The organism is Klebsiella sp. I138, assembly GCF_051131765.1.
Taxonomy (GTDB): Bacteria; Pseudomonadota; Gammaproteobacteria; order Enterobacterales; family Enterobacteriaceae; genus Klebsiella.
The window spans coordinates 3,708,999-3,721,156 of the sequence record NZ_CP180447.1 but is presented as its reverse complement, the minus strand read 5'-3'; the positions used below and the strand labels follow the sequence as shown (position 1 = coordinate 3,721,156).

Annotated in this window: 12 protein-coding genes; 3 read left to right on the top strand and 9 right to left on the bottom strand. The window is 52.7% G+C overall.

Annotated elements, in window-relative coordinates:
* The first annotated feature begins 30 nt into the window (after window positions 1-30).
* Window positions 31-618 carry an NAD(P)H-dependent oxidoreductase gene (locus tag ACMYSK_RS17395; protein WP_434637249.1) on the top strand — a complete coding sequence of 196 codons (588 nt, stop codon included), beginning with the start codon at window positions 31-33 and terminating at the stop codon, window positions 616-618.
* Between the two features lie 142 nt (window positions 619-760).
* On the opposite strand, the gene ACMYSK_RS17390 is transcribed toward ACMYSK_RS17395, so the two are convergent.
* The 9 genes from ACMYSK_RS17390 to ACMYSK_RS17350 form a co-directional block, all read right to left on the bottom strand.
* Window positions 761-1,477, bottom strand: coding sequence for an EAL domain-containing protein (locus ACMYSK_RS17390; protein ID WP_434637246.1), 717 nt, complete (start codon window positions 1,475-1,477; stop codon window positions 761-763).
* On the bottom strand, window positions 1,461-3,140 hold the full coding sequence (locus tag ACMYSK_RS17385) for an O-antigen ligase family protein (RefSeq protein ID WP_434637244.1): 1,680 nt from the start codon (window positions 3,138-3,140) through the stop codon (window positions 1,461-1,463). Before ACMYSK_RS17385 ends, ACMYSK_RS17390 begins: the two co-directional genes overlap by 17 nt.
* Before the next feature lies 1 nt (window position 3,141).
* A complete protein-coding gene (locus ACMYSK_RS17380; RefSeq protein WP_434637242.1) occupies window positions 3,142-3,684 on the bottom strand; it encodes a fimbrial protein in 543 nt (180 codons plus the stop codon).
* An 8-nt stretch (window positions 3,685-3,692) separates the two neighbouring features.
* The gene (locus tag ACMYSK_RS17375; RefSeq protein ID WP_434637241.1) at window positions 3,693-4,757 is read right to left on the bottom strand and encodes a fimbrial protein; all 1,065 of its coding nucleotides are present in this window, start codon (window positions 4,755-4,757) and stop codon (window positions 3,693-3,695) included.
* A complete protein-coding gene (locus ACMYSK_RS17370; RefSeq protein ID WP_434637238.1) occupies window positions 4,754-5,359 on the bottom strand; it encodes a fimbrial protein in 606 nt (201 codons plus the stop codon). Before ACMYSK_RS17370 ends, ACMYSK_RS17375 begins: the two co-directional genes overlap by 4 nt.
* 25 nt (window positions 5,360-5,384) lie before the next feature.
* Window positions 5,385-6,161, bottom strand: a complete 777-nt coding sequence (locus tag ACMYSK_RS17365; RefSeq protein WP_434637236.1) for a fimbrial biogenesis chaperone — start codon at window positions 6,159-6,161, stop codon at window positions 5,385-5,387.
* Window positions 6,162-6,169: 8 nt separating this feature from the next.
* Window positions 6,170-8,659: a fimbria/pilus outer membrane usher protein gene (locus ACMYSK_RS17360; protein ID WP_434637234.1), complete on the bottom strand. Its 2,490-nt coding sequence runs from the start codon at window positions 8,657-8,659 to the stop codon at window positions 6,170-6,172.
* Window positions 8,660-8,700: 41 nt separating this feature from the next.
* The gene (locus ACMYSK_RS17355) at window positions 8,701-9,249 is read right to left on the bottom strand and encodes a fimbrial protein (protein WP_434637233.1); all 549 of its coding nucleotides are present in this window, start codon (window positions 9,247-9,249) and stop codon (window positions 8,701-8,703) included.
* Window positions 9,250-9,318: 69 nt separating this feature from the next.
* A complete protein-coding gene (locus ACMYSK_RS17350; RefSeq protein WP_434637231.1) occupies window positions 9,319-9,867 on the bottom strand; it encodes a fimbrial protein in 549 nt (182 codons plus the stop codon).
* 587 nt (window positions 9,868-10,454) lie between these two features.
* On the opposite strand from ACMYSK_RS17350, the gene ACMYSK_RS17345 reads away from it, so the two are divergent.
* Both ACMYSK_RS17345 and ACMYSK_RS17340 read left to right on the top strand, forming a co-directional pair.
* A complete protein-coding gene (locus tag ACMYSK_RS17345; protein WP_434637229.1) occupies window positions 10,455-11,315 on the top strand; it encodes a winged helix-turn-helix domain-containing protein in 861 nt (286 codons plus the stop codon).
* The gene (locus tag ACMYSK_RS17340) at window positions 11,305-11,823 is read left to right on the top strand and encodes a hypothetical protein (RefSeq protein ID WP_434637227.1); all 519 of its coding nucleotides are present in this window, start codon (window positions 11,305-11,307) and stop codon (window positions 11,821-11,823) included. Before ACMYSK_RS17345 ends, ACMYSK_RS17340 begins: the two co-directional genes overlap by 11 nt.
* The last annotated feature ends 335 nt before the right edge of the window (window positions 11,824-12,158 follow it).

Genomic DNA, 12,158 nt, shown 5'->3' with positions numbered 1-12,158 from the left:
TCTTGTCGTCGGGCAACTGGAGTATTGATCATGCATGCATTAATTGTGGTTTCCCATCCTCTCAATACGTCCCTGACGCACCGCACCGCGGCGGAGATAGCACAAGGGATCGCAGAAAACGATCCACAAGATACATCTGAAGTAGTCGATCTGACGCAGGAAAATTTTGACCCGGTTTTTTCAGCCGCAGATATGGCGGCCTTTCGGCAAACCGACGAAACGCCCCCCGATGTCCTCACTCAACAGTCCCGGATTGATAACGCCGATACGCTGATTTTAGTCTTTCCAATCTACTGGTGGTCGATGCCGGGTCTGCTGAAAGGCTGGGTAGATCGCGTCTTCTCCCAGGGCTGGGCCTATGAAGAAACCGCCGACGGGAATGTGGTGAAGAAGCTAGGACGTCTGCGGGTTCACCTTGTGGCTTTAGGGGCGGCAGGCCAGAAAACGTATGACACACACGGGTTTACCGCTGCATTTAACGCACAAATCACCCACGGTATTTTTGACTACTGCGGCGCCACGGTAGAGCGTTCACACATGCTATTGATGCCGGAGCTGGGAACCGTGGAGGCGCACCTGGACGTTGCCCGCCAGCTTGGACGCGAGGTCTTTCGCTAAGCTGTGCTGGTTAGCGGTGGCAAGGGCAGGGTTGACGGCACTGCCTGCCTGCCCGCCCGCCTCTTTCTGCCCGATACTCTTTTTTCGACCACAGCGGGCCTGCGCTCGCGTGAGACTGTCGTGCATTCTTTCACGTCGTCGACTAACTGAGCAGGTGTGCGATCGACCGGGTATCGCGCAGCAAAAAACCCTGCACGGCATCGGCCCCGCTGCTACGACCGATCGCAAAATCGTGTTCGGTTTCCACGCCTTCAATCACCACCCGTTCGCCAACTTCCCGATAACGTGCGATCAGGCAGGCCAGCTGCGGCCCTGTGGTTCTGAGCTGGTGAAACAGCGCGCTGGATATTTTTATCGCATCAAAACGTATTCCTGAGAATTGCCAGCTGCACACCTGCTGCGGGTATAAATCATCGAGCCAGACCTTGAATCCCGCCCGACAGAGCGTGCGTACGGCTGCCAGCACCTTTTGTCGTTCACTCTGGGTAAGGTCCGATAGAGTGCCTGGGTCCTGTATCTCAATAATTATCCTCGCCGGCTGCGCCAGCGTAATCAGTGCCTGTACAAAGGCTGGCTGGATAATCATGTTGAGCGATAAGTTGAGGGAGAAGTGTCCTGGCAGCGTGGTGACCTGCTGGATTTGCCACAGAAATAGCTGTTGCTTTGCCTGAACAGAGAGCTGGCGAAAGAACGTATCTAGCGAGCAGTCAGTTTCCACCTTGCTCAACACTTCACTGACGTTAGAGGCAGAATCGGCAAAAAAGTAGATCATTTCCAGCCTGATCCCGCAGACCGCGGCCAGTTCGCGATGTTGACTCATCTCGGAGGAGATAAGGACGTTCTCAATCATTCTGCTCATGTTCATCGTTTCGTTGATTGAAAGGGCGCCGTGGATCCTGTAACCAGGGGATACGACGGTCGTTCGGATATTCAAGATAAAACCGTTTTGCCAGGCGGTGGGCTATGGCGAAGTCTTGCTGATGCAGGGCAATCAAAATGCATGTGAAAGAGACATTCGGATCGGGATGAACGTCCACGTAACCGGAAGCCCAGCGGCGAAAGGCGATCAGCCATTGCTCGTTTTTTGTCTGCTGATAACGCTGTAGATAGCCCATATGGATATCGAACCGATAGCGAGAGGCCAGGAGCCAGCCGCCGGGAGGCACCGGATCCTGAAGCCGCCACTGCTCTCCCTGTCGTTCAACGGCGGTGAGCTGCTGCTGAATATGCAGCGTTTTTGCCAGCAGGGGGATCAGTACCAGGGCCAGAAGCACGATTGCGACGCGAATCGTTGCCGTAGCCGACCGGGTGAGCCGTCTGCTTTTTACCGGGCGATCTGCGCAGCGCATTAGCAGGATCAGCAATAGCCAGTGCGGGGTTGATTGCCAGACGGGGTACTCCGTTAACATATGGATCAGGACGGGAACGCCGGCCACTAAGCAGGCGCGACGCCAGACATTACCAGCCAGCCAGAGCCTGAGCCCGCCCGCGATAAAACAGACCATGCCGACCAGGCCGGCAATGCCGCCTTCAACCAGCCATAGCACCAGTTCGTTATGCGGGTGTGCAATCCGGCTCAGTCCCGTGTGGCCAAAATGCGTCAGGAAGAGGGTGGGAAAGCTCCCGACTCCGGAGCCTGTCCAGGGATTCTGTTTCATCAGCACCCAGCAATAGCGAAGGACTTCCCAACGAGTCCGGGCGGATGTCAGATGATCGATTGTTGCGACGAAGAGCAGGCGGCGAGCGCATTCTCCCAGCGCGATGCCCAGCACCAGGAGTAACAATAATCCGGCCAGCTGCCGTCGGGCAGGAAAAGCACACAGCAGCAGGGACCAGCCAATAAACAGTGACAGATACCCGGTCTGGGACTGACTTTCGTGTATCACGAACCCCATTAGCAGCATTCCTGCGCCGATAGCGATACGGCATCGGGTGCCGGTTCGTAAGGCGAGAATAGCGGATACAAGGGTACCGCTTGCCGTGAAGCTGGCTATCAGATTGACCTGTTGAAAAATGCCGTAAGGACGGGTGCCGCGCCGCCAGGGGAATTCCCAGAACTGTGCCAGAGGCAGATGCAGGTACTGAATAAGAAAGACGCCGCATTCGAGCAAACATGCGGCCCACAGGATTATGAGCAGCGTGGTTAGGGCCTTTCCCGTCAGCGGTATTTGCAGCAGCACCAGATAAAAAAGAGCTCCACCGGCTATCGCCCCGGCAACGAGGAGCGCTTCCGGGCGCCAGATTTCCGGCGTCAGCACGCAAAGCAGTGTCAGGAGAATTGTGCCCACGATAATCAGCTGTAATGGCATCGTGATGTGCCATCTGCGGCGAGGTAACAAAACGGATGCCCCGCCCAACACTAGCCCCGCATAGAGCCACGCCAGAATATTCAGCGGCAGCGACAGGCCGCTTCCGCCGTTATTGGGCCAGTAAAAATGGAGAATGATGCCCCAGAACGCCATGCTGAGGCCCAGCATGAAACGTTGAGCCAGGTCGTGTGTCGATGGGGGGAAGATCTTCATGCTATTGATAGTTCAACGTCCAGGTTCCACTGGCGCTGAACGGGCCAAACTCAATGGATTGATTTTTCAGGGCATCGGGTTCTGCCTCCACCCAGCTCAGGAAGTGTAGCTCCATAGGGCCTTCGGTAATCGCCTGTCGGGAGGTACTTTGACCAAGGCGAATGGCGGTACCGTTCTCCTCACTCAGCCCAATGGCGACGCCAGAGGCGCTGCCTGGTCCGCCGCTGTTTAATGCCAGATGATTGGGTAAACTCGGGTTCTCCGTGCCGTTAAAGGTCACGGAAATGGTGGCGAAAACGTCGGGGTTACAATCACGTAAGGGGATCGTGAACTTCTGCGGCTGGCTGCGCCCGCTCAGGTAGAGGTCTTTCGCCGCGATCTGTCCGAAGTCGACTTCAATCTTGTCAGCATTGGGTGGAAGGCTACAGGCCAGCGCCATGACGGTGCCATGAAAATGCATATCACCGCCGACGAGTTTGGTTTCCGCATAGGCGGTGCTGCCCAGCAATAAGGGGAGCAGGGCGATGAATGTCCGGTATCTCATCAGGTGCCTCACTGAAACTGTGCCACGACGGTTGCGGAGGCTTCGAATTCCCCCTCTTTTACACTTCCAACGCCGGGGTTAGCGATGGGCGCGGCGGTGAGATTCCAGTCGCCCTGATTTTGATAAAACCCTTTTACGTTATAGAACTGATTAGGTACCACGGTGCGGCCACCTTCGTCTTTGAGGATGATGCCGAGATCGTTGCGTTTCTGCCCGTTGCTCAGGGTACCGAGATACTGGCTATTAAACCCGGCGGTTCCGGAGGCGGTGCTTGTCTGAACGGCCAGATTGATATTCAGCGCCCCTTGATCAAAGCTTCCGCCCTCGCATTCGACGTGGATGGGGACCGATTTGCTAAAGTTGACCCCGTTAAGCTTGTCGTTGGACCCGGGCAAGTTGCCGAATTCAATCGTGATTTTATCGCCACGATTAAACGTACATTTATCCGGTACGGTAATAATCCCGGATTTAATCACCACGCGCGAAATGGATGTGGTCGGCGTCGGACCGTCTGCTCCCATGCGTCCCGCCACGTCGAGGAGCGACTGCGAGGCGATGTTGATCCCGTTAATAATGGGTTTGGTCACGATAAACACGACCTTCCCCTTGGAACCACTTTCCACGTTTCTGACCGTGGTGACGCCGCTGCGCTTCGAGCACGAATTGTTGGTGAGGCGATTTGACACGTTGGTAAAGGGAGCCCGCACATAGTCGCGATAGTTCCCGGCAATCCACACCGATACCTCAACGTCCAGGTATTCATTCAGGCGGTAGCGGTTGGGGCCGTTTGATGAGAGGGGCATGGTGGAAAGCGTGGAGTAATGGATCGCCCCGCGACGAATATTTTCAACGGGACAATGAAAATTAACCACGTATTGCCCGTTCAGATTCCAGGTGAAAGGGTTGGTACGCCCGCCAATATGGTTTTTATCCATATCTAACGATTTCAGCTCGATATCATACTGATGCGGCATTCCCCCCTGTGGTTCACCTTCACCTTGGGTGAATGCTGATGCCGCCAGGGGGCTGAACGACAGCGCGGCGCCAAGCAGGGCTTTGAACAATACGGTCATAGATACTCCAGCTTCAATCTGAGCAGTCCTTGAAACTCACCGGCGCTGACCTCGGTGCCGGTGGATTCCAGCGCGGCAAGAAAGTGAAGCGCGTTATTTCCAGGTTTAATGATCCACATGCGCTGTGGCTGATTGAGAGGGATAAGCTGCTGGTGTTCGCTCATGACGCGAATGCCGGCCCCCTGAACCTCTCCGTGAATGCGCGCAAGATCGCTATTTCCCCATGCGCCTTCGGCCATCAGCGTGAGTGAAACGCCTTGCTCCAGCGTGCTATGGGTCAGCGGCGGGGTGGCGGAGGTTTGTTCGGGGAGATCCCGTAGCGCGTGCCCCGAACCTTTCAGGCAATCGTTGAGCGCCAGGGTGACGAGAACCGGGCGGCTACGGTCTCCCGCCTGGTGAAAAGCGCTTGCGGGAATATCCCCGAGGTCGATGCTCTGATCGCGGGATGCCATGTCCAGCACGCACGGTGAAACATAAACGCGCCCGTGAAAGCGGACGTCGCCATATTCACCTGAGACCTGGCTCATATCGCGACGCCCGTTATCGGCCTGAATGGAGCCAGAGCAGCCTGCCAGCAGCAGAGCACAAAGAAGCTTTTTCATTGACGAACCTCCCTGATGAACCGTATTACCGGGGTTGTTGATCGGCTGGCAACGCCCGGCAAATATCACCTGTGCAGCGGTATCTGAGTTCCGGATGGCCGCCAAAATCATTCACATACATCATGACGAACTGGCCGGCTCCGGCGTCGGCAACCTTAAATTCCTGCGATGATTTAGGGGCAACCATCATCCCCGGGAAGTTGGTTAGCCTGCCGCTGCCTTCCGCTTCGGTTTTACGGCTCAGGCCAATGACCGTGATGAAGTAAGGTGTGGGATTTTCCACCGACCACTGGCTGCCTTTTTTGTGAAAGACCAGCTGGTTTTGCCAGACCGTCCCCGGCTCCGACGGCACAATGGCCGAAGGACGATAAAACAGCTTGATGCGTGACTGCATCGCCAGCTGCAATACGTTGGGTTTATCCGGTTTCGGCGGGATTTCGCGCACGTTGAGATAGAACAGGCTTTCACGATCCTGCGGGAGGGAAGCAATCCCGCTGGTTTTGGTGACTCGCGCGATCCCTTTCTGCCCGCCGTTGATACGCTGCAGGGGGGGAAGAACCATAAGCGGAGACGTGACTTTGGCCCCGCTGGCATCCTCCACCCAGGATTGCGCCAGAAATGGGGTGCCGGGGCTGGTATTGGTTAAGTTCGCGCTCACCGAACGATCGTCCTCGGTGATGATCAAGCGGGTACGATCCAGGGCAACGCCGGCCCAGGCTGAGTGGACCGCCGCAGCCAGTAGCTGGCCACAGGTAGCGGATAACAGCACCCGCCATAGAGAAAAAGAAGATTGGTTTTTCATCGCATTATTCATTTTGCTGGTTGAGAGGTATGACAAGGCAGCAAGATGCTGCCTTGCGGGTTGATTTGTCGGGGAACATTCAGGTGGCATTGCGTGTGGCCTCCCCAGACAACGGAAAGCGTTTCGTCGGGTTTGACACCTGCGATCCAGCTTTCGCCGTTGTCCATGACCATGGCGACGCTGACGCCGTTAGCATTAAAAATTTCTGCGCCAAAAGGCGGGGCTGAGCCATCGGCAAGACGCAGCAGCCCCATCATTTTTTCGCCCTGTGCCACCGCAAAGCGTTGGTAGCCAATGGCACCTTCCGTTAACGTGCTGGTGACGATGGCTTTGGTGGCGGCGATGTCCTCATCCATGGCATCGACATCAATACGCGTATCAAAGCTGTGGTAGCTGACGATGTCGGGTACGACGGCAATTCCGAAACGGTTTGAGTGGGCCTGCTGGCCATTGAGCGGGACGTTGGCGACCCCGTCGGTATCGACCATGACACGGGCCGTATTCATGGATGCCTGACTATTGTGGAAGGCGGCTCCGTGCCGTGTGGCGGTAAAACCACCGCGCACGGTTCCTCCGACGGAGATATAGCGATCCTGCTGCCAGCTGACGTTAGACTCCAGCTCCGCCATCATGCTGCGGTGCTGGTAGTAACCATCAAAGGCCGTTCGCCCTTCTTCTGACAGGCCCGCGCGCACCCGCCATGGGTTATTGCGATCGCGGTTATCAGAATAAGAAACCATCTGACTGGTGCGGCCGCCGCTGTTTTGCAACTGATATTCTGTCGAACGACCGTCTCGCCAGGGAATTGACAGGGAAAGTGACAGGCTGTCATCTCGTTTTCCCTGATACTCAGAGCGATACGCCGCAAGGTTAGTGCTGAGCCCTTCCATACCGGCAAATGAAAACGTGTGCCCGACCGACAGACCGTAGCGATCCTGTGAACGCCGATCCCAGTAGTTCTGATGGGCATAAGTCAGATATAACGTAGTGGCAAGGTGGGGCGTGTCGGCAAAAAAGGTGGTGTTCCCGGTGAGGGTATACATCTCTTTTTCGCGCCCGGAGCTGTCGTTGTTTTCATACTGCTCATCAAGAAACTGCGAGAAAGAGCGGAAACTTCGCTGGGAGAAGCGGTAGCCAGCAAAAGTAATAGCGCTGTTGTACTCATCAAAAGTTTTGGCGTAGCTGAGCTTGAAGGACAATCCCTTTTGTTCGTTCTGATTTTTTATCCGGCTAATGGATTGGGTGACATCCGCCGAGAGCGCACCCAGCACGCTCAGGTCGCGCCCGATGCCCAGTGACCCTGCGTTGTAGCGATTGCCGGTCAGCAGCGCACCGCCATACAGCGACCATGCGTTACTCATCCCCCACGAAAAGTCGCCGCTGTAAAAAGCCGGCCCCTGGAGGCGGTGATCGTAACGTGAGGGCTTCCCCACGGCGGTGTTGTAACGGACATAGCCCGGGCGCGTCAGATAGGGAATATCCGCGGTATTGACCTGAAAAGTCTGAACCGTGCCATCTTGTTCTTCCACCCGGACATCCAGCGTACCGCGCACTGAGCTGCGCAGGTCTTCAATATTGAACGGTCCTGCCGGGACGGTGGTTTGATAGATCACGTGCTGTTGCTGGCTCACCGTGACTTTGGCATTACTTCTGGCAATGCCGTGAACCTGCGGGGCATAACCCTGCAAATTTGGCGGCAGCATACGCTCGTCGCTGGCGAGGTTGGCTCCTGTAAAGCGAACAGAATCAAATACCTGTGAGTTAAGATAGATTTCGCCGAGCGTCAGCTTTGCCGCGAGAAAAGGCAGCGGGCGATAGGCATAGAACTGATCCCAGTCGAAGCGTGTACCTTGCGTATCAGAGGTGTAATTCGCCTGATACTGGCTGCGCACGCGCCAGGCACCGAGGTTAAATCCCGTCTGGCCGTAGCCTGAGAGGGACTGGTAGCTGCCTCCATCCTGCTGGTAGCGCGTCGCCTGACCGGAAAGGTTGTAGTCAAAAATGAGCCCGGCGATGCCGTTATCCCAACGTTCGGGCGGTGTCCAGTTTGGGTCGGTATATTTCATCCATGCCTGGGGGACGGTTATATCGAGAACGCCGGCGCTATTGCTTAGCACGATGCCGGGTAAATGCGAGATGTCGAGACAGTCGCCGGGAAGAGCATGGACGTATTTAAGCGCTTCCTCTTTCAGCGCCAGCAGTTCGAGCTGCTGCGAACTGAGGCAGGCCAGCGTTTTATGCGGACGGTCAGCATCGGTGATGTATCGGACCTGCTGTTGTGCGATCTCCTGGCCGTTAATGTGCACGTCCAGCAGATAATCCCCGGGAGCGACAAAGTTACCTTCGGAAAAACGTTGTAAATCCACATTTTGTCGATCGCTGGCATCCAGTACGGCAGTATTGAATTCAATGGCCTCGTCCGCAGCGGCTGGGGAAGAGGCGCAGGCCAGGGCAATAAAAAGTGCCAGAAGCGTTTTGGATGTATTCAACGTTGTCATCTTCGTTTGCTAACCTTCAGGACCCTTATTACCAGTGCGACTTAGAGATAATTCACAACAAAATGCATACTGGCGTTAAACTCACCGGCACGGATATGTCCGTTTTGGGAAATTAAATGTGCGGTAAACCTGAGCGTGTTTTTACCTGGGTTAAGTAAATAATCGGGGGAGGGGGTTCCCATTTGAATGGGACTTCCGTATTTATCAAAAATCGATATTGATAAATCTCCAGCGCCAGATTGCACGCTTAAGTATTCTGTGTTGATGTTGTCTGATTTATTGTAAAAAGTGATGCTGGCACTATGAAATATACTGCCAGGATGTTGTGAGTCACCCAGTGAACAGCCAAGTAGATGAATGCTAAAATCATGTGCTGAAATATTTTCAGGCGTGCTGTTAATATCCCTGGCGGAAATATGATTAAATTCAACTAGCAAATTCTGGTCATCAGGATCGACATAGCAAGCGGCTTCTATTATTTTCCCCTGCAAATGCATTTTGCCCGGCGTTTTGGCTACCTGGCCGGTGTTTGCCAGGGTCCATGCTGATGGCAGAAGCATAATAAGCAGTAGAGTCCGCCATCCAGGCATTGCCGAATTCCCTTTATCTAATGGACATAAAGTAGTAAGCAGGCGCAGTGATGCACCTGCCCAATATCGTTACTGGTAGTCGATCTGGAAGTTTACGGTGGACTCAAAGTCACCCGGAGTGATCGTTGCAGAGGCATTATTGGCCTGTAAATAAGCCACAAAATCGATATCGGTTTCACCGTCAGTAATGTTGACCTGAGATGCTGCTTCACCCCATTTCACATCCTGGTTGCCACTATCAACCATGCCAATACCGGCGCCGTGAGCGGTACCGGAAGTGAAGGCGGCCAGGGACGCATTGTCCGGATCGATCGTTGCCGGGGTATAGGTAACGGTTGCTGTTTTAGCGACGGTGGCGTCACATCCTTGCAGGACGATTTTCGCATGCTTCGTACCTGCACGCTGATTGTCTTTTAACTGAGACGTTGGGATTTCACCGAAATTAACCTGCACCGGGCTGGATTCTGGAGCCAGACCACATGCGGAATTGACCAGCGTACCGGTGAATTGAATTTTCCCGTTAGTCGGGTCAACGCTTTTAGCTGCGAAAGAAGAAGTAGCCGTCAATGCGATACCGGCCATGAGTGCACAGGTGACAGCTGCATTTTTCATTTTCATGTTTAATCTAAACCTTATTTTTGTTTGGGGTTATTACAACAATGTATTCTCACAAAGGTATTTTTCGTCATAAATACCTTTGCGAGAGAGCGGTGGCGGATTGTTTCGTATTTTCCGGCAATCGCGCTGTGCTTATGAGCTAATGAATAATCCAGTCTGAATTATCGTAAGTAGTCCTTAGCACTGTTTCGGTGACCTATATTAAGTCGGTGAGAAAATGGGGCAATGCAAAATGTTGGTTTGAATCAAACTCAGCTGATCCTGTTGTTCTGGTATCGTCTGGGACGTTGTTTTTGGCTTTTTTGGTGATTTTTTAAGCTATTTATTGGGTTTATTTGCTGTTTTTATTTGTTTTTATAGTATTTTTATCTGTTAGTTGAATTTTTATTTAGGCAGGCATGACTATCTTCCTGTATTTATAAATTTTTTGTGAAAAAAGAATCAAGCATCAAAGTGTAGAGATGACAATAAGATAGCCGTTTTTTGTATGTGAAGTATTCGACCATCTGCATAATATTAAACATATGTTATAAAATGGCTAATAAAGCGATCTCTGACAAACCCTAAAATGATAAATGAAGTGTGATATGCTAGTGCCTCAATCATTTATTCAAGGATATTCCTGTATCAAGGAGACATCATTGGTTTCTCATATCCCAATATGTAAGATTAAATCCGTAATTATTGGCGATGGCATCGTATTCAGACCGCATAAAAATTCGTTAAAAGACGTCGCATCGGGTAAGGCAGGTACTTTCAATAATGTCGCATCGCAATTGTTCCTTTATTTGTTGCAAAATGGTAACGAAATTTCCACCCGCGACGAGATTCTTCTTAATGTTTTTCAGCGCAACGGTGCCAGAGCAACCGATGCAAACCTAAATCAGCATATTTCCTTTATACGAAAAGTTATCACTTCTCTTGGATACCCGGCGGATATTGTGGTCACGGTTCCTCGAATGGGGTTCCGAATTGGTGAGTTTGGTATTCATTTTCAATTGCTGGAAGAGACGGAAAAGGCAGAAGAGCCAGTAGCCGTTGTCGCTGATACCAAAAAAGGCAAGAGGAAGGCGAGCGGCTGGGTAATCGGTATTACAGGATTAATCAGTAGTATTGCCGTGCTGGCGACATATTGGTGCACATGGATACCGGATGAAATTCCTATGGTTGATGTTTCTGTTCTGAGAACCGTCAGGTGGCAGCAATGTCAGATTCATATTCTGGGAAATGCCAGTACCGATAATATTACGGAGGAAAGAGCCCAGGATATTTTTCAGAAAACCGGTATTACTCCCGATTGCTCAGTGAAAAAAGACCTGTATCTCAATACCTGGGCCAGTAATTATGACCTGATTAACTGGACATTTGCTGCGGAATGCGGACACAACAACGGGTATTACCACTGTCATAGTCAGTATCAACATCGTGAGGAGTGGTATGAAGACTGAGAGGGATCTGTCTCCTTTTTTGTGGTCGCTAGTGATTATCATTATCGGTGGGGCGGCGATCGCCTATTTACTGGTGAACAGAGAGGCTAAAAAAAATGAAATTAGCTTTTCCTGTTCATCTGAATTTAGTTCATCCCTTGATATCCATAAATCAAAAATGGAACTTGAGGGGATTTTATTGATTACCAGCTATCACTCGGGCTCGTTTTCTTTGTCAGTACAGGGGGCGTTGAAAGCAGAAGGTAGTCAGTATCTCGTCGATCGTAAGCTTTTCTTTCGTTACTCCCGTCCACTGGGACATGCTGCGGGGGTTTACACAATTAACCCATCAGGGCGTGAAAAGTCGCCGGATGACGATGCGCCAGATGCAATAGATTATCTTTTCTTTGATTCTTATGAGCGAGCGGACAAGTTGTATATGGTCAAACGCATTGATAGCGAAACGGTCATTATCGGTGACCAGTTTTCGCCGCGATACGCTTGCGTGATGAATCACTTTACTCGCTAGCATTCTGGCTCCGGGCGCAAGGACGCGCTGAGGGAATGGCCGAAGGGGAAGGGTGAGTTAGTGAGCTCTGGTGCGCTGGCCCCGAAGGGGTGAGCGGCCTGCCGCGAATAATCGAACGGAGTTCGATGGAGAGTCCGCATCGCAGAAAGCAAAAAACCAGCCCTTAGGCTGGTTTCTTTAAATAGTGGTGCCCGGACTCGGACTAACGCCGCAGGCGTTTGAACAGCGCGCTTGTCGCGCTGGCCCCGGAGGGGTGAGCGGCCTGCCGCGAATAATCGAACGGAGTTCGATGGAGAGTCCGCATCGCAGGAAGCAAGAAACCAGCCCTTAGGCTG